At 63.5% G+C, this 18,097-nt stretch carries 11 protein-coding genes; 8 read left to right on the top strand and 3 right to left on the bottom strand.

Translation table 11 applies throughout. The features are described 5' to 3' along the window. Positions 1-62 precede the first annotated feature (62 nt). Together AC1M7R_RS20180 and rlmKL are read right to left on the bottom strand one after the other, a co-directional pair. Positions 63-2,447 (bottom strand): sensor domain-containing diguanylate cyclase, encoded by a 2,385-nt coding sequence (locus AC1M7R_RS20180; protein ID WP_092179552.1) that lies wholly within the window; start codon positions 2,445-2,447, stop codon positions 63-65. Positions 2,448-2,590: 143 nt separating this feature from the next. Then, positions 2,591-4,861 (bottom strand): bifunctional 23S rRNA (guanine(2069)-N(7))-methyltransferase RlmK/23S rRNA (guanine(2445)-N(2))-methyltransferase RlmL, encoded by a 2,271-nt coding sequence (gene rlmKL / locus AC1M7R_RS20175; RefSeq protein WP_072389097.1) that lies wholly within the window; start codon positions 4,859-4,861, stop codon positions 2,591-2,593. 560 nt (positions 4,862-5,421) lie between these two features. Between rlmKL and rmf the strand changes: the two genes are divergently transcribed. Continuing rightward, the gene (rmf, locus tag AC1M7R_RS20170; RefSeq protein WP_003223300.1) at positions 5,422-5,637 is read left to right on the top strand and encodes a ribosome modulation factor; all 216 of its coding nucleotides are present in this window, start codon (positions 5,422-5,424) and stop codon (positions 5,635-5,637) included. Between the two features lie 228 nt (positions 5,638-5,865). Here the strand turns inward: rmf and AC1M7R_RS20165 are convergent, their stop codons facing one another. Beyond that, positions 5,866-6,885, bottom strand: coding sequence for a quinone-dependent dihydroorotate dehydrogenase (locus tag AC1M7R_RS20165; protein WP_072389099.1), 1,020 nt, complete (start codon positions 6,883-6,885; stop codon positions 5,866-5,868). Positions 6,886-7,127: 242 nt separating this feature from the next. Here AC1M7R_RS20165 and AC1M7R_RS20160 point away from each other — a divergent pair, with 242 nt between their 5' ends. The 7 genes from AC1M7R_RS20160 to AC1M7R_RS20130 all read left to right on the top strand — a co-directional run bounded on the left by AC1M7R_RS20160 (position 7,128) and on the right by AC1M7R_RS20130 (position 18,095). Next, a complete protein-coding gene (locus tag AC1M7R_RS20160) occupies positions 7,128-8,339 on the top strand; it encodes a CmpA/NrtA family ABC transporter substrate-binding protein (protein ID WP_123595975.1) in 1,212 nt (403 codons plus the stop codon). A gap of 14 nt (positions 8,340-8,353) precedes the next feature. Beyond that, a complete protein-coding gene (locus AC1M7R_RS20155; RefSeq protein ID WP_053153356.1) occupies positions 8,354-8,929 on the top strand; it encodes an ANTAR domain-containing response regulator in 576 nt (191 codons plus the stop codon). A 359-nt stretch (positions 8,930-9,288) separates the two neighbouring features. Continuing rightward, positions 9,289-10,500, top strand: a complete 1,212-nt coding sequence (locus tag AC1M7R_RS20150; RefSeq protein ID WP_072389103.1) for a nitrate/nitrite transporter — start codon at positions 9,289-9,291, stop codon at positions 10,498-10,500. 9 nt (positions 10,501-10,509) lie between these two features. After that, positions 10,510-12,180, top strand: a complete 1,671-nt coding sequence (locus AC1M7R_RS20145; protein WP_072389105.1) for a bifunctional protein-serine/threonine kinase/phosphatase — start codon at positions 10,510-10,512, stop codon at positions 12,178-12,180. Positions 12,181-12,610: 430 nt separating this feature from the next. Then, a complete protein-coding gene (gene nirB / locus AC1M7R_RS20140; RefSeq protein WP_072389107.1) occupies positions 12,611-15,064 on the top strand; it encodes a nitrite reductase large subunit NirB in 2,454 nt (817 codons plus the stop codon). Continuing rightward, positions 15,061-15,378, top strand: coding sequence for a nitrite reductase small subunit NirD (gene nirD, locus AC1M7R_RS20135; RefSeq protein WP_072389109.1), 318 nt, complete (start codon positions 15,061-15,063; stop codon positions 15,376-15,378). Before nirB ends, nirD begins: the two co-directional genes overlap by 4 nt. Continuing rightward, the gene (locus AC1M7R_RS20130) at positions 15,378-18,095 is read left to right on the top strand and encodes a nitrate reductase (RefSeq protein WP_072458076.1); all 2,718 of its coding nucleotides are present in this window, start codon (positions 15,378-15,380) and stop codon (positions 18,093-18,095) included. The genes nirD and AC1M7R_RS20130 overlap by 1 nt, the downstream gene beginning before the upstream one ends. The last annotated feature ends 2 nt before the right edge of the window (positions 18,096-18,097 follow it).

Here is an 18,097-nt window from a genome sequence, read left to right as displayed (position 1 = left end):
CATCGACCCACAGTGGGAGCGAGCCAGCTCGCCCCCACTGGATCGGCGGCTTCCGACAGTCGCTACTCCAGTTGTGCCTCGACCCGGTCCCGCCCGGCCTGCTTGGCCGCATAGACCCCTGAGTCGGCCCGCAACAGCAACGCATCCGCCCCTTCTCCGGCACGCCAACTGGCAATGCCGAAGCTGGCGGTAATCACACCGACATCCTCGATGGGCGCATTTCGCAGCCCTTCCCACAACCCGATGGCCAGCGCATGGGCGCTTTCACCGTCGGTATCCGGACACAGCACCACGAACTCTTCCCCACCCAGGCGACAGAAGACGTCGGTACGCCGCAGGCGCTGGGTAATGCGCAGGCAGACCGCCTGCAACACCCGATCGCCTACAGCATGGCCGTGCTGGTCGTTGATGCGTTTGAAGTGGTCGATGTCCAGCATGATGACCGAGAGGTCGCCGGAGCCGCGTTCGACCCGCGTCATTTCCGAAGTCAGGCGCTCCTGGAAATAACGCCGGTTGCGGATACCGGTCAGGGCATCGGTCACTGACAGGGCCCGCAGTTCCTCCTCCACGCGCTTGAGATCGGAAATATCCGAGATGTAGCCATGCCAGAGCACGCCACCGCCCGGCAACTGTTCGGGCGTCGCCTCGCCGCGTACCCAACGCAGCCCCCGCTGCGGCAGTTGCACCCGATACTCTTCGCGCCAGGGGCTCAGGGTATCGGCCGAGGTGCGGATCGAAGCCCGGACCCGGGCACTGTCCAACGGATGGATGCGTGAAAATACCGCCTCCGCGTTCTGGACCAGCACATCGGGCGCCAGCTCATAGATGTCGCGGATCCCGTCGCTGGCATAAATCACGCTGAAGCGGCCGTTGAAGTCCATCTTGAACTGGTAGATACCGCCGGGGACGTGGGCGCTGAGCTTTTTGAGCAGCATATCCCTGGCCGCCAGTGCCTCATGGACACGCTTGCGCTCGGTGATATCGATACAGATCGCCAGGTGGCCGACCCACAGCCCCTGGTCGTCAAGCATCGGCGTGGCCAGCATGTTCACTGTCAGGTGGCTGCCGTCGCGGCGCACCAGGGTCCACTCACGGGCCTGCTGTCCGCCACGCTCGCCGCTCTCCAGCAGCATCGCATGGCAGGTGGGTATCGGCTTGCCATAGCGCGAGGCGAGTTGGGCCGCCCGTGCCTGGAGCTCACGCGGAACGTGCAGGCTCTCGAGGGTCATGCTCTGCAGGACCTCGCTGCTCTGGTAGCCCAGCATGTGCTCGGCCCCGGCGTTGAACGTGGTGATGACACCTCGCAGGTCCGTGGCGATGATCGCCACCTGGGTCGCGGCATCCAGCACACCGCGCAGCTGGCTGTGGGTCCCGCGCAGTTCCTGCTCTCGGGCACGCAGTTCCCGGGTACGTTGTTCCACCAGCGTCAGCGCCCGCTGCCGCTGGCTCACCAATACATAGAGCAGGGCGCTGAGCAGGAAACTGAGCAGGCCGCCCAACACCACCAGGCTCGATACCGAGGAATGGTTGGCCGACAGGAAGATCCGGCTGGGCCGCAGTTCTACCCGATAGTCTCGATCCCCAAGGCGCAACAGGCGAACCGCCGATAAATCGCTGTCACCGGGCGGCTCCGGGGAATCGAACAGCACTTCTTCCCGGACATCGCCGGACAGGTCCAGGACGCGCATGGAGAGGTTTTCATGGTTGGACGCCGGCAAGCCGTCACCCACCAGGCGGCGCATGCTGATGGCAGCCACCACGTAACCGAACGGCTCCCTGGATGCTGCCCTGGTCACCGGGGCAACCAGCAAGACGCCACGGGCGAAGGCCGGATCGCCTCCCAGCAGATCCAGGGGCTGCGAGACCGCCAGGGCATCGCGCTGGCGCGCCTGTTCAAGGACCGCCCGACGCGATGGGTCAGACAATAGATCCAGGCCCAATGGCGAGACGAAGGACGGTTGGCTCTGGATGTACAGGACAGGCACGTACTCGCCCCGTTCGGCAGCGGGTCGCAAGCCGCCGCTACCATCCGCCTCACGAATGGAAAATGCATCCAGCCCCTCCTCCCGCGCCTGAAGCTCGAACGCCTGCCGCTCGGCCCCGGTCACCCGAGGCGCCCAGCCGAAAGCCTGGGTACGGCGCAACAGCGCCTCGGCGTAGCCGTGGAATTCGTCGCTGGAGACGCCCGATGAATTGGCAAAGAAGCGTCTGAGGCTATCGAGACGCTGCTCCTGGTCCTGGAAGCGTTCCTCGATGCGGCTGAACCGTTCCTCGGCCTGCAGCTCGAAGCGTTGGCGCAGTTGCTGGTTGAACAGATTGGTCATCGCCCAGGTCAGCAAACCGGTCATGCAAGTGCCCGCCACGAAGACCAGTGAAGCCACCAGCCAGGCCGAGACATCTTCGCTGATAAAGCCCAGGATCCTGGGACGTACCGGATGCAATGCCATAACGCCAACTCGAAGAAAGGGGGCAGGCATCGTTACAGCCCTGGCCACAGGCTTAGTTATAGCTATTAGCCATCACTTTGACCAGCACTAAAAACGGCTGGAAGCCTTGAATTACAAGGCTTCGTGGATCCAATCCGGAAATTTCAACGTGCCATGATCTTCCAGGCGCGGTGGATTTTTCCGTTGCGGGCGAAATCCGGGTCGATGGTGCTGGCGGTGATTTCCTCCACCGCGTAGCGCTCGCCAAGATTGTCCTCGAGTTGGAACTTGCGGAAATTGTTGGAGAAGTACAGCACGCCGCCCGGTGCCAGGCGGGCCATGGCCAGATCCAGCAACTGGACATGGTCACGCTGCACGTCGAACACGCCTTCCATGCGCTTGGAGTTGGAGAAGGTTGGAGGGTCGATGAAGATCAGGTCGTATTCATCGCGGCAGTCCTGCAGCCAGGTCATGACATCGCCCTGCTCCAGCCGGTTCTTGTCGGAGAAACCGTTGAGGGACAGGTTGCGCCGCGCCCAGTCCAGGTAGGTTTTCGACAGATCGACGCTGGTGGTGCTCCGGGCACCGCCCTTGGCGGCATGGACGCTGGCGGTGGCGGTGTAGCAGAACAGGTTGAGGAAGCGCTTGCCGGCGGCTTCCTTCTGGATCCGCAGGCGCATCGGACGATGATCGAGGAACAGGCCGGTGTCCAGGTAGTCGGTGAGGTTGACCAACAGCTTCACGCCTCCCTCGTTGACCTCGGTGAACTTGCCCTGGGTACTCTGGCGTTCGTACTGCCGGGTGCCGCTCTGGCGTTCGCGGCGCTTGATCACTACATGACTCTTGTCGATGTTCAACGCCTGGGGAATGGCCGCCAGGGCATCGAACAGCCGGGCCGAAGCCTTTTCCGGGTCGATGGACTTGGGCGCGGCGTATTCCTGGACGTGCACCCAGTCGTGATACAGATCGATGGCCATGGAATATTCCGGCATGTCGGCATCGTAGACCCGGTAGCAGTCCACGCCTTCGCGCTTGGCCCATTTGCCCAACTGCTTGAGGTTCTTTTGCAGGCGGTTGGCGAACATCTGCCCGCCTTCGCTCAACCGGGCCAGTTCGACCACCGGGGCCGGGGCCGGTTTGATCGGGTTGCCGTTCTTGTTGTACTGACGCTCTTGCGGCGTAGCCGGGGCCTGATCCTGCTCGGCAAGGGCTTGCTCGCGCTCCGCCTGGCGCTGTTCCGGGGTGCGGCGCTCGCCGGTGACGAACTGGTCGGGCAGCACCTTGATCAGCAGCAATTTGCACGGCAAGGCGCCGTTCCAGAAGGAATACTGCTTGTGGCTGCGGATCCCCATGCGCTTGCCCAGGTCCGGGGCACCGGTGAACACCGCCGCCTCCCAGTTCAGGCAAGCCTGGCGCAGACGCTCGCCAAGGTTCTGGTAGAGATACAGCAAGCTGGCCTCGTCGCCCAGGCGCTCGCCATAGGGCGGGTTGCAGATCACCAGGCCTTTCTGGTTCTGGTCCGGCCGCGGCTCGAACGTGGCGACCTCGCCCTGGTAGATCTTGATCCACTCGCTCAGGCCGGCACGCTCAACGTTGTTGCGGCCCGGCTGGATCAGTCGTGGATCGGCTTCGTAGCCGCGAATCCACAACGGTGGCCTGGCCAGCCCGGCAGCGGCGCGGGCGGTGGCTTCTTCATGGAGTTTTTTCCACAACGCCGGCACATGGCCCAGCCACGCAGTGAAGCCCCACTGCTGACGGCGCAGGTTCGGCGCCATGTCGGTGGCGATCATCCCGGCTTCCACCAGGAACGTGCCCACGCCGCACATGGGGTCGGCCAGCGCCCCGCCTTCGGCGGCGATACGCGGCCACCCGGCCCGGATCAGAATGGCCGCCGCGAGGTTTTCCTTGAGCGGCGCAGCGCCCTGCTGCAAGCGGTAGCCGCGCTGGTGCAGGCTGTGGCCGGACAGGTCCAGGGAGAGGATCGCTTCACCGCGATCCAGGCGCAGGTGGATGCGCAGGTCCGGATTGAGCTTGTCGATGGATGGCCGCTCCCCCGCAGGCGTGCGCAGCTTGTCGACGATGGCATCCTTGACCTTCAGCGCGCCGAAGTGGGTGTTATCGATGCCCGAACCATGACCGCTGAACTCCACCGCCAGGGTGCCATCGGCCAGCATGTGATCCTGCCAGTCTACATCCAGCACGCCGTGGTACAGGTCGTCGGCGCTCTTCATGGCAAAGCGCTTGAGCACCAGCAACACGCGGTTGGCCAGGCGCGACCACAGGCACAGGCGATAGGCGGTTTCCATGTTGGCCATGCCGCGCACGGCCGAGGTGTGCTCGCGCGCCTCTTCAAGGCCAAGCCCGACGGCTTCCTCGAGCAGCAGGCCTTCTAGGCCCTTGGGGCAGGTGAGGAAGAGTTCGAAACGATCGGACATTGGAATTCCAGAGCCTTTGGCTAAGTGGACAGGCAACGCATTGCCTGTCGGGTTCAATCAGGTGCTTTTCACCTGGGCCTGCACAGTGGCTTTTCGTACAGGTCCAGAGCACCCGGCGGCACGAGAATGTGCCGTTCCGCCCTCGCCGCTCGAGTTAAAAAAGCTTAGATGCGGGGGCAGATAAAAAATTCTGTGGAACAAATCGGGGAAAACGCGTCCCTTTCGTCGAATAGTACCCGACGGCCGTACGAGGACATTCTCATTCGCAACAGGATAGCCCCTTCCACGCAGGGCCGATCATACAGGGGTCTTGCTCAAAAGCGGTCAACGAACATCATGTTACTTATCTCCCTAACATCTTTATTGTTACGTGCTTATGACAAAACGATCATTCCATCCATGTGACGCTTTGGTTAGAACTCAACACAGGTTGACGTCGCAACGGCGCCAACACCTTGGCTCGTCACGCCGGCAACGAGCCACCAACGGCAGAATGATTCTGCCCCGGCCTCGATAGAGGTCGACGCTAAGCAACAGTCAACAAGTGAGGGCAACACCCTATGAGAAGACTTAAGCGTGATCCGTTGGAAAGAGCATTTTTACGCGGTTACCAATATGGCGTTGGTGGTAAATCCCGTGAGCTTTGCCCCTTTACTCTACCGTCGGTACGTCAAGCCTGGATCAATGGCTGGCGAGAAGGACGTGGCGACAACTGGGACGGTATGACCGGCACTGCGGGTATCCACAGACTCAACGAACTTCACGCCGTCGGCTGACACAGGGCTTAACACTCAAGAACTCGACAATCTGATACTCACAACGATTTAACCACGCGCGTCCCATCCGGACGGCGGGCTACGGCCCAGGGGCTCCTTCGAGGAGCCCTTTTTAATGCCCGGCTTCCTGTGGCAAACGCCCTTGTGGCGAGGGGATCTATCTCCTCGCCACGGATAGATCGACTCACCACAATAAATCCCTTCGCCGCAGTGGGTTTCAGAGATCAATCAACGCAACGCCGCGATGGCATCCACCGATTCACGAATCAGCGCCGGGCCTTTGTAGATAAAGCCCGAATAGATCTGCACCAGGCTCGCCCCCGCGGTGATTTTTTCGGCGGCGTGGCGGCCTTCCGTGATCCCGCCCGCGGCGATGATCGGCAGCCGTCCGGCCAGTTCGGCGGCCAGTACCTTCACCGTATGGGTGCTCTTGTCGCGCACTGGCGCGCCGGACAGCCCGCCCGCCTCGTCACCGTGCTCCAGCCCCTGGACACCTTCACGCCCCAGCGTCGTGTTGGTGGCGATCACGGCGTCCATTCCGGTCTCCATCAGGGCCTGGGCCACTTGTACGGTCTCCTCGTCGCTCATGTCCGGGGCAATCTTGATCGCCAGGGGAACATGCCGGCCATGAATCGTCGCCAGCTCAGCGCGACGCCGGGCCAGGTCGGCCAACAGCTGCTTGAGCGAGTCACCGAATTGCAGGCTGCGCAGGCCCGGGGTGTTGGGCGAGCTGACGTTGACGGTGACATAGCTGGCGTGGGCGTAGACCTTGTCCAGGCAGATCAGGTAATCGTCGACGGCACGTTCCACCGGGGTGTCGAAGTTCTTGCCGATATTGATGCCCAGCACGCCCTTGTACTTGGCCGCCGCCACGCGGGCCAGCAGATGATCGACGCCGAGGTTGTTGAAACCCATGCGGTTGATGATCGCCTCGGCCTGGGGCAGGCGGAAGAGCCGGGGCTTGGGGTTGCCTGGTTGCGGCCGTGGCGTGACAGTGCCGATTTCCACGAAACCGAATCCCAGTTGCGCGAATCCGTCGATGGCCGCGCCATTCTTGTCCAGCCCTGCCGCCAGGCCGACGGGGTTGGGGAACTGCAGCCCCATCACGGTCACCGGCAACTTCGCCGGCGCCTTGCACAACAGGCCATTGAGGCCCAGGCGCCCGCCCGCGCCGATCAGATCCAGGGACAGGTCGTGGGAGGTTTCCGGGGAAAGTTTGAACAGCAGTTCACGGGCCAGGGTGTACATGGGCGGCTTTGACTCGGGCGACAAAATGAGGCGGCGATTATAGCCGCGCAGCGCCGGTTCAGCGAGGCGCCTGCATAAAACAGCACCGATGGCATATGCCTTGCACCCTTTTCGGTCATCGGCGCTCATACCAACGGCGGAATGAGTGCCACACTGTTTAAAGAGGACAATGGCGTCGTCATCCGGCACTGCTCTGTCAGCAGCCCGGGTACGGCGCTTTTTCATGTGGAAGGTGATGCCCGATGAATGAAGTTCCAGCCACTCCCCTGGCCTGGGTCAATGGCAGCGATGCACCGGAAAAAAGCGTGCTCGATCTCGGCTTCATGGCCCTGAGCGATTGCGCCCCGGTCGTGGTGGCCGCTACCCAGGGGTTCGCCCAACCCTACGGCCTGACCTTGAACCTCAAGCGCCAGGCGTCCTGGGCCAACTTGCGGGACAAGCTGGTCAGCGGTGAAATCGACGCGGCCCACAGCCTGTACGGCCTGGTCTACGCCGTACACCTGGGTATCGGTGGCGTCGCGCCGACCGACATGGCCGTACTGATGGGCCTGAACCAGAACGGCCAGAGCATCAACCTTTCCCATGGCCTGCAGGCCCTGGGTGTGACCAGTCCTGAGGCACTGGAACGCCATGTGCACCAAACTCGCACGAAACTGACCTTCGCCCAGACTTTCCCCACCGGCACCCATGCGATGTGGCTTTATTACTGGCTCGCCGCCCAAGGCATCCACCCCTTGTCGGACGTCGACAGCGTGGTGGTCCCGCCGCCACAGATGATCGCCCACCTGCAGGCCGGGCGCATCGATGGCCTCTGCGTCGGCGAACCCTGGTGTGCCAGCGCGGTGAAGCAGAACCTGGGCTTCACCCTGGCGACCACCCAGACCATCTGGCCCGATCATCCGGAAAAGGTCCTGGGTTGCACCCGAGCATTCGTGGAGCAGTACCCCAATACCGCGCGGGCCTTGGTAATGGCTGTCCTCGAAGCCAGCCGATTCATCGAACAGAGTACCGAGAACCGTCGCAGCACCGCGCAACTGCTGAGCGCGCCCGAGTACCTCGACGCACCGCTGGACTGCATCGAGCCCCGCCTGCTCGGCATCTATGCCGACGGCCTGGGCAACAGCTGGCAGGATCCCCACGCCATGCGCTTCCACGGCAACGGCGAGGTGAACGTGCCGTACCTGTCCGACGGCATGTGGTTCATGACTCAGTTCCGGCGTTGGGGGCTGCTGCGCGAAGACCCGGATTACCTCGCCGTGGCGCGGGAGGTCCAACAGCTCGAGCTGTACCATGAGGCCTGTGCGGCGCTGGGCATCGCGTCCCCACGCCAGGACATGCGCAGCAGCCAGTTGATCGACGGCATCCGCTGGGACGGTTCCGATCCGGCCGGGTATGCCCGTGGCTTCAAACTGCACGCCTTGAGCGATGCGGCTCCCCTTCTCGCCAGCCGCTGACAGGAGCCTCGACCATGTTGCGTATCCTGCTGATCAACGACACCGCGAAAAAGGTCGGGCGCCTCAAGGCTGCCCTGACGGAGGCCGGATTCGACGTCATCGACGAATCCGGGCTGACCATCGACTTGCCGGAACGCGTCGAAACAGTGCGTCCGGATGTCATCCTGATCGATACCGAGTCACCGGGACGAGACGTCATGGAACAAGTGGTGCTGGTCAGCCGCGACCAGCCACGACCGATCGTCATGTTCACCGACGAGCACGACCCGGATGTGATGCGCCAGGCGATCAAGTCCGGCGTAAGCGCCTATATCGTCGAAGGCATCCACGCCGCGCGCCTGCAGCCGATCCTCGACGTGGCCATGGCCCGCTTCGAAAGCGACCAGGCCCTGCGGGCCCAGCTCCTGGCACGGGACCAGCAACTGGCCGAACGCAAGCGCATCGAACTGGCCAAGGGCATGCTGATGAAGATGAAAGCCTGCAATGAGGAACAGGCCTACACCCTGATGCGCCGCCAGGCCATGAGCCGCCAGCAGAAGCTGATCCAGGTGGCGGAGCAGATCATCGCGATGAATGAGCTGCTGGGCTGAAAACCTTGAAGCACCTGGCCTGGCGCCATCGCAAGCCAGCTCGCTCCCACAGTTGATCCGGGGTATCCACAGATATTGTGTTCACCCCAGCCCCTCTGTGGGAGCGAGCTGGCTCGCGATAGTCCTCAGCCCAATCCCTCCTGTTGGCACAGATCTCGCTTAAGCAATCTCACCGGTAGCCAACGGCGGTTGCCCACCTACGACAAAGACGTCGCACACCCTGCTCGCCCCCAGGCGGCCCGGGTTGCGGCGTTTTTTTTGCTTTGGCCCCACCGTCCGGGGTCGGTGGGGTCGCCATGACGGCGCACCACCTCGAAGCACTGACTCATTACCCGAGACTTTTACCGCTGAGGTGCGCGATGAATTCAAGCTTCTGGAAATCCGGCCACACCCCGACCCTGTTCGCAGCCTTCCTCTACTTCGACCTGAGCTTCATGGTCTGGTACCTGCTCGGCCCACTGGCGGTGCAAATCGCCACCGACCTGCAACTGACCACCCAGCAACGCGGCCTGATGGTGGCGACGCCGATCCTGGCCGGCGCCGTACTGCGCCTGCTCATGGGCCTGCTGGCCGACCGGATCTCCCCCAAAACCGCCGGCATGGTCGGCCAGGTGATCGTGATCGGTGCGCTGTTCTGCGCCTGGAAACTGGGCATCCACAGTTATGAGCAGGCATTGCTGCTGGGCCTGTTCCTGGGCGTGGCCGGCGCATCGTTCGCCGTCGCCCTGCCGCTGGCCTCCCAATGGTATCCGCCGCAGCACCAGGGCAAGGCCATGGGCATCGCCGGTGCCGGTAACTCGGGCACCGTGCTGGCCGCGCTGATCGCACCGGTCATGGCCGCCACGTTTGGCTGGACCAACGTATTCGGCTTCGCCCTGATCCCTCTGGGCCTGACCCTGGTCCTGTTCGCCTGGCTGGCCAAGAACGCGCCGGAGCGGCCGAAAGCCAAATCCATGGCCGATTACCTCAAGGCCCTGGGTGACCGTGACAGCTGGTGGTTCATGTTCTTCTACAGCGTGACCTTCGGCGGCTTCATCGGCCTGGCCAGCGCCCTGCCTGGCTACTTCAACGACCAGTACGGCCTGAGTCCGGTGACAGCCGGCTACTACACCGCCGCCTGCGTCTTCGGCGGCAGCCTGATGCGCCCGCTGGGCGGCGCCCTGGCGGACCGTTTCGGTGGCATTCGCACCCTGCTGGGCATGTACACCATCGCGGCGGTGTGCATCGCCGCGGTGGGTTTCAACCTGCCAAGCTCCTACGCGGCGCTGGCCCTGTTCGTCTGCACCATGCTGGGGCTGGGGGCGGGTAACGGCGCGGTGTTCCAACTGGTGCCGCAGCGCTTCCGTCGCGAAATCGGGGTCATGACCGGGCTGATCGGCATGGCCGGCGGTATCGGTGGCTTCGCCCTGGCGGCGGGCATGGGGGCGATCAAGCAGAGCACCGGCAGCTATCAACTGGCGCTGTGGCTGTTCGCCAGTCTCGGCGTATTGGCCTGGTTCGGCCTGCACGGCGTCAAGCGCCGCTGGAGGACCACCTGGGGTTCGGCCGCCGTTACTGCGGCCCGGGTATAACCAACCACCATGAGCCTGCAACTGAGTTTCGCCGAAGCCAGTGCCATCGGCCCGCGCGAGGAAAACCAGGACGCCCTGCGCCTGGTCACGCCAGCCCCGGCCCTGGCCGCCAGCAAGGGCTACCTGTTCGCCATCGCCGACGGCGTGAGCCAATGCGCCGATGGCGGCCTGGCCGCCCGTTCGACGTTGCAGGCGCTGGCCCTGGATTACTACGCCACGCCACAGACCTGGGGGGTGGCCCAGGCCCTGGATCGGCTGTTGCTGGCACAGAACCGCTGGTTGCAGGCCAACGGTGGCGGACAGCCCCTGCTTACCACTGTCAGTGCCCTGGTGCTACGGGGCCGACGCTTCACCCTGGCCCATGTGGGCGATTGTCGGGTCTACCGCTGGCACGCCGATCAGTTGCAACGGGTCAGCGAAGACCACGTCTGGGAACAGCAGGGCATGCAGCACGTGCTCAAGCGTGCCCTGGGGCTGGACCAGCACCTGATCCTCGATTTCCTCGACGGCGAACTGCGCACCGACGAAACCTTCGTCCTGCTCAGCGACGGCGTCTGGGCGGTATTGGGGGACACGGCCATCGCCGGCATCCTGCGCGACCAACCGGACCTGGACCTCGCGGCCCAGACGCTGGTCAACGCCGCGCACCTGGCCGGCAGCCAGGACAACGCCAGCGCGCTGCTGGTACGGGTCGATGCACTGGGGGAAGCAAGCATCGGCGATGCGCTGATTCAACTGCAGCAATGGCCCCTTCCCCCGGCCCTGAAACCAGGCCAGGTGTTCGAAGGCTGGCGGATCGAAGGGCTGCTCGGCCAGAGCCAGCAATCGTTGCTGTATCGGGTACACGACAGTCAGGGCCAGCCGTGGCTGTTGAAAACCCTGCCTGGGCACCTGCGGGACGACACCCGGGCCGGGCAGGCGCTGCTCTCCGAGGAATGGTTCCTGCGCCGGGTCGCAGGCCGGCAGTTTCCGGAAGTCCATGGGGTTGCCCAACGTCAGCACCTGTACTACGTGATGCGTGAATACCCGGGCATCACCCTGGCCGAACTGTTCGACCGGGGCGGCACCTTGCCGTTGGCCCGATGGCAAGACCTGGCGCAGCGGCTGGTACGGGCCGTGGGGTTGCTGCACCGACGGCAGATCTACCATCGCGACATCAAGCCGGAAAACCTGCACCTGGGGGACGATGGGGAACTGCGCCTGCTGGATTTCGGCCTGGCGTATTGCCCGGGACTGTCGGAGGACCAGGCCAATGTCTTGCCGGGAACCCCAAGTTATATTGCCCCGGAAGCCTTCGGCGGTATCGCCCCCACCGCACAGCAGGACCTGTATGCGGTCGGTGTGACCTTGTACTTCCTGCTGACGGGGCATTACCCCTACGGCGAAATCGAGGCCTTCCAGCGGCCGCGCTTTGGCGTGCCAGTCAGCGCCAACCGTTACCGGCCGGACCTGCCCGAATGGCTCGGGCAAAGCCTGGAGCGGGCCGTTGCCGCCGATCCTGGCCAACGCTTCGAAACCGCCGAGGAATGGCTGTTATTGCTGGAACAGGGCGAGCGCCGCAGCTTGAGCGTCAGACCCCGTCCGCTGCTGGAGCGCGAACCGCTGAAAGTCTGGCGGACGTTGGCGCTGGTGTCGTTGGTGGTGAATGTCGTGCTGCTGTTTCTGGTGTTTCACAGCTGAGATCCGGTCGCGCCTGTCGCGCGCAAGCTCGCTCCCGCAGGGTGTGTGTGTCCACCGCAGATCCAATGTGGGAGCGAGCTTGCTCGCGATGGCAGCCTGATCGTCCATACAACTGCTCCTGCAAGACGCTCCATTACCGGGCAACACGCTTTGATTCGGTGCAATAAATCCCTCCCCAATCCGCTCAATCAAGCCGCTGCTCAATGAATCCACGCCTTCGAGCCAGTTGGCACAACCACTGCATAAATCCCTTTCAACAGACATAAGGCAATGCCTCCAACGATGAAGGCGGTGCTTCCCGAGAGAACGGGACCAGGACAAAGGCGTCCTCGCTAGCTTGCTAGCGGGACGCCTTTTTTTGTTTTCGTGAAAATTGCCGAGCCAGTCCGATCGCCGTGATGAAACGGACATGAGCTTGCGGAGAACCCTGATGAAAAAACTCAAACTGGTGATGATCGGCAATGGCATGGCCGGGGTTCGAACCCTCGAGGAACTGCTCAAGCTGAGCAACGAGCTGTACGACATCACGGTGTTCGGTGCCGAACCCCACACCAATTACAACCGCATCCTGCTCTCCCCCGTACTGGCCGGCGAACAGACGTTCGAAGATATCGTGCTCAACGACCTGGCCTGGTACCAGGACAACAACATCAACCTGCTGCTCAATCGCAAGGTGGTGCAGATCGATCGCGTCAAACGCCGGGTCATCGCCGAGGACGGCAGCGAAGCCGAATATGACCGCCTGTTGATCGCCACCGGCTCCACCCCGTTCATCCTGCCGATTCCCGGCAACACCCTGGACGGTGTGATCGGTTACCGCGACATCGCCGACACCCAGGCGATGATCGACACCGCCAAGACCCACAGGCACGCCGTGGTCATCGGCGGCGGCCTGCTGGGCCTGGAAGCGGCCAACGGCCTGAAGCTGCGCGGCATGGACGTGACCGTAGTGCATCTGGGCGAATGGTTGCTGGAGCGGCAACTGGACAAGACCAGCGGCCAGTTGCTGCAGACCGCCCTGGAGAATCGCGGCCTGAAATTCCGCCTCAGCGAGCAGACCCAGGCCCTGCACGACGCCGGCAATGGCCGGGTCGGCTCGGTGCAGTTCAAGAACGGCGACATCATTCCCGCCGACCTGGTGGTGATGGCCGCCGGTATCCGCCCCAATGTCGAACTGGCGGAAAAGGCCGGCATCCCGTGCAACCGCGGGATCCTGGTCAACGACACGATGCAGACCTACGACCCGCGCATCTACGCCATCGGTGAATGCGCCAACCATCGCGGCACCGCCTACGGTCTGGTCGCACCGTTGTTCGAACAGGCCAAGGTCTGCGCCAACCACCTCGCCCAACTGGGCTTCGCCACTTACAAAGGCTCGGTCACCTCGACCAAGTTGAAAGTGACTGGCATCGACCTGTTTTCCGCCGGCGACTTCATGGGCGGCGAAGGCACCGAAACCATCACCCTTTCCGACCCCATCGGCGGCGTCTACAAGAAGCTGGTGATCAAGGATGACGTGCTGGTCGGTGCCTGCCTGTACGGCGATACGGCAGATGGCGGCTGGTATTTCCGCCAGATCCGTGAAAACCATGCCATCAGCGAGATCCGCGATCACCTGATGTTTGGCGAGAACGCCTTGGGCGACGTTGGCCACCAAGGCCAGGACAAGGCCATGAGCATGGCCGACAGCGCCGAGGTCTGCGGCTGCAACGGCGTGTGCAAGGGCACCATCGTCAAGGCGATCCAGGAACACGGGCTGTTCAGCGTCGATGATGTGAAAAAACACACCAAGGCTGCCAGCTCCTGTGGCTCCTGCGCCGGCCTGGTGGAACAGATCCTGATCAACACCGTCGGTGGCGCAGCGGACGTCAAGCCGAAAAGCGAAAAGGCCATCTGCGGTTGCAGCGACCTCAACCACGGCCAGATTCGCCAGGCGATCCGCGACCAGCACCTGCTGACCATCGCCGGGACCATGAGTTACCTGAACTGGCGCACCCCGAACGGCTGTGCCACCTGCCGTCCGGCATTGAACTACTACCTGATCTCCACCTGGCCCGGCGAAGCCCAGGACGATCCACAATCGCGGCTGATCAACGAACGCGCCCATGCCAACATCCAGAAGGACGGCACCTACTCCGTGGTCCCGCGCATGTGGGGCGGCGTGACCAATCCTTCGGAACTGCGACGCATCGCCGACGTGGCCGACAAATACAACGTGCCCATGGTCAAGGTCACGGGCGGGCAGCGCATCGATTTGCTCGGAATCAAAAAGCAGGACCTGCCGGGGGTCTGGAAAGACCTCGACATGCCGTCCGGCCACGCCTACGGCAAATCCATCCGCACCGTGAAGACCTGCGTAGGCAGTGAGTTCTGCCGCTTCGGCACCCAGAACTCGACCCAATTGGGCATCGAGCTGGAGCATGACCTGTTCAACATGTGGTCGCCGCACAAGGTGAAACTGGCCGTCTCCGGCTGCCCGCGCAATTGCTCGGAAGCCGGTATCAAGGACGTCGGCATCATCGGCGTCGACTCCGGCTGGGAGATGTACATCGGTGGCAACGGCGGGATCAAGACCGAGGTGGCGGAGTTCTTCGTCAAGCTCAAGACCGCCGAAGAAGTGCGCGAATACAACGGCGCTTTCCTGCAGCTGTACCGCGAGGAAGCCTTCTACCTTGAACGCACTGTGCATTACATGCAGCGAGTCGGCATGGAGCACATCAAGAAAGCCGTGCTGGAAGACCCCGAGCGGCGCAAGGCCCTCCACGAACGCCTGAAGTTCTCCCTGTCGCTGGAACAGGACCCTTGGAAGCAACGCCTGGAACAACCTCAGCTCAAGAAAGAGTTCGAGGTCATTCCCGTGAAAAACCTGGAGGTGCCGGCATGAACTGGCTGGATATCTGCGCACTGGAGGAGATCAACATCCTCGGTTCGCGCATCATCAATGGTCCTGAAGGCGATATCGCGATTTTCCGCACCAGCGACGATGAAGTGTTCGCCCTCGATGACCGTTGTCCGCACAAGGGCGGGCCGTTGTCACAAGGCCTGGTCTACGGCAAGCGCGTGGCCTGCCCGCTGCACAACTGGCAGATCGACTTGGAAAGCGGTCAGGCCCAAGCCCCCGACGTGGGCTGCGCCCATCATCATTCGGCCCGGGTCGAAAACGGCCGGGTGCAGTTGGCCCTGCGGGACGCAAGCTGATGAACCGCCAGACCACTGCCTCGACCTGCTGTTACTGCGGGGTCGGTTGCGGCGTCCTGATCGAGCATGACGACGAGCGCATCCTCGGCGTCAGCGGCGATCCGGCCCATCCGGCCAATTTCGGCAAACTGTGCAGCAAGGGTTCCACCCTGCACCTGACCGGCGACCTGGCCGCCCGCGCCCTGTATCCCGAATTGCGCCTGGGCAAGGGCCTGGCCCGGGCCCGTACCGACTGGGACAGCGCCCTGGATCACGCCGCCAGCGTGTTCGCCGATACCATCGCCGAACATGGTCCGGACAGCGTGGCCTTCTACATCTCCGGCCAACTGCTGACCGAGGATTACTACGCCTTCAACAAACTCGCCCGGGCGCTGGTGGGCACCAACAACATCGACAGCAATTCCCGGCTGTGCATGTCCTCGGCCGTGGTGGGCTACAAGCGCAGCCTGGGTGCCGATGCCCCCCCTTGCAGCTATGAAGACCTGGAACTGAGCGACTGCGTGATGATCGTCGGCAGCAACATGGCCTACGCGCATCCGATCCTGTTTCGACGCCTGGAAGCTGCAAAATCCCAACGGCCGCAGATGAAAGTCATCGTCATCGATCCCCGTCGCACCGACACTTGCGACCTGGCGGACCTGCACCTGGCGATCCTGCCAGGCACCGATGTCGCCCTGTTCCATGGGATCTTGCACTTGCTGCTGTGGGAAGACTGGGTCGACCGCGACTTCATCAAGGCCCATACCGAAGGCCTGGCGGACCTGAAGAACCTGGTGCGCGACTACACTCCCGCCATGGTCGCCCAGTTGTGCGGCATCAGCGTCGAGCAATTGCATCAGTGCGCCGAGTCCATCGGCAACGCGTCGAGCTTCCTGTCGTTGTGGTGCATGGGCCTTAACCAATCCACCGCCGGCAGCGCGAAAAACAGCGCACTGATCAACCTGCATCTGGCCACCGGACAGATCGGCCGGCCGGGCGCCGGTCCTTTCTCGCTGACCGGCCAGCCCAATGCCATGGGCGGTCGCGAAACCGGCAGCCTGTCGAACCTGCTGCCCGGTCATCGCGAAGCCGCCAATCCCGAGCACCGGGCCGAAGTCGCTCGCTACTGGGGCGTCGAGCAGCTACCCGCCACCACGGGCCTGAGCGCCATCGAACTGTTCGAGCAGGTGCGCAACGGCAAGGTCAAGGCACTGTGGATCGCCTGTACCAACCCTGCCCAATCGATGCCGGACCAGACAGCGGTGCGAGAGGCCCTGCAGGCCTGCCCGTTCGTGGTCCTGCAAGAGGCTTTCCGCACCACCGAGACCGCCGGATTCGCCGACCTGCTGCTGCCGGCAGCCAGCTGGGGCGAGAAAGAAGGCTCGGTGACCAACTCCGAGCGGCGCATTTCCCACGTTCGTCGGGCCGTTGCCGCACCGGGCGAAGCCCGAGCGGACTGGGCAATCACCGTGGATTTCGCACAACGCCTGGAAAAACGCCTGCGCCCCGGCCAACCCAGCCTGTTCGATTTCGATGCGCCGGCCCAGCTGTTCGACGAATACAAGCAACTGACCCGAGGTCGCGACCTGGACCTGTCGGGCATCAGCCATTCGCTGATCGACCAGTTGGGTCCTCAGCAATGGCCGTTCCCGGAGGGCGCCACCGAAGGCACTCCGCGCCTGTATGTGGATGGGATTTTCCCTACCGACAGCGGCCGTGCCCGCTTCGTGGCCGACCCCTATCGCGCCGCCAGGGAGCTGCGCGATGCCCGCTTCCCGTTGACCCTCAACACCGGCCGGCTGCGGGACCAGTGGCATGGCATGAGCCGCACCGGAACCGCTGCGCAGTTGTTTGGCCATGTGAACGAGGCCGTGCTGAGCCTGCATCCCGACGAACTGCTTCGCCATCGCCTGCAGGCCGGCGACCTGGTCAGCCTCAAGAGCCGTCGCGGCGCCGTGATCGTGGCCGTGGACAGCGATGAAAGCGTGCGCCCCGGACAGGCGTTCCTGCCCATGCACTGGGGCGACCGGTTCCTCAAGGGCGGGGTCAATACCCTGACGCAACCAGCCTTCGATCCCTTGTCGAAACAGCCGGAACTCAAGCACAGCGGCGTGCGCCTGGAACCGGTGAACCTGCCCTGGCAGCTTTACGCCCTGGTCGAAGGCGATGTCCAGCTGCACCTGGAGACCTTGCGACCGCTGTGTGAGGCGTTTGCCTACGTCAGCCTGAGCCTTACCGGCCGTGAGCGTCCGGCGCTGCTGATTCGCGCCGCCAGCGCCCTGGCCCCCGAACCGCAATTGCTGCACGCGATTGACGAACAACTGGGCCTGATCGAGGGGCCGGTGCTGGCCTATGACGATCCGCGTCGCGCCATCGGCAAACGTGTCCGCATCGAAAACGGCCGTATAACGGCCATCCGCCTGGCCGGCGAAACCCTGGCCCGGCACTGGCTGCAGAACCTGTGGCTGGAAGGCCGTGCCGACGAGCAGTTGCGACGCTGGTTGCTGGCGCCCTTGAGTGCACCACCAGGCAATACCGGCGCCGCGCTGGGCGGCGGCAAGACCCTGTGCAACTGCATGAACGTCAGCCAGCGAGCGGTCTGCGCGGGCATCGAACGCGGCCTGGACCTGCAAGGGCTGAAACAGGAACTGGGTTGCGGCACGCAATGCGGTTCCTGTGTACCGGAAATCAAGCGTCTGCTGGTCGCCACTGCGCGGCCGGTGGCGGCAGTCTCGTGAGG

The organism is Pseudomonas sp. MS01C9 (assembly GCF_058202755.1).
This window is presented reverse-complemented; position numbering and strand designations above follow the sequence as displayed.

What these genes read in the sequence shown, in the direction of transcription:
- AC1M7R_RS20180 (WP_092179552.1), bottom strand. Translation starts at nt 2,447, where the DNA reads ATGGCATTGCATCCGGTACGTCCCAGGATCCTGGGCTTTATCAGCGAA.
- rlmKL (WP_072389097.1), bottom strand. Translation starts at nt 4,861, where the DNA reads ATGTCCGATCGTTTCGAACTCTTCCTCACCTGCCCCAAGGGCCTAGAA.
- rmf (WP_003223300.1), top strand. Translation starts at nt 5,422, where the DNA reads ATGAGAAGACTTAAGCGTGATCCGTTGGAAAGAGCATTTTTACGCGGT.
- AC1M7R_RS20165 (WP_072389099.1), bottom strand. Translation starts at nt 6,885, where the DNA reads ATGTACACCCTGGCCCGTGAACTGCTGTTCAAACTTTCCCCGGAAACC.
- AC1M7R_RS20160 (WP_123595975.1), top strand. Translation starts at nt 7,128, where the DNA reads ATGAATGAAGTTCCAGCCACTCCCCTGGCCTGGGTCAATGGCAGCGAT.
- AC1M7R_RS20155 (WP_053153356.1), top strand. Translation starts at nt 8,354, where the DNA reads ATGTTGCGTATCCTGCTGATCAACGACACCGCGAAAAAGGTCGGGCGC.
- AC1M7R_RS20150 (WP_072389103.1), top strand. Translation starts at nt 9,289, where the DNA reads ATGAATTCAAGCTTCTGGAAATCCGGCCACACCCCGACCCTGTTCGCA.
- AC1M7R_RS20145 (WP_072389105.1), top strand. Translation starts at nt 10,510, where the DNA reads ATGAGCCTGCAACTGAGTTTCGCCGAAGCCAGTGCCATCGGCCCGCGC.
- nirB (WP_072389107.1), top strand. Translation starts at nt 12,611, where the DNA reads ATGAAAAAACTCAAACTGGTGATGATCGGCAATGGCATGGCCGGGGTT.
- nirD (WP_072389109.1), top strand. Translation starts at nt 15,061, where the DNA reads ATGAACTGGCTGGATATCTGCGCACTGGAGGAGATCAACATCCTCGGT.
- AC1M7R_RS20130 (WP_072458076.1), top strand. Translation starts at nt 15,378, where the DNA reads ATGAACCGCCAGACCACTGCCTCGACCTGCTGTTACTGCGGGGTCGGT.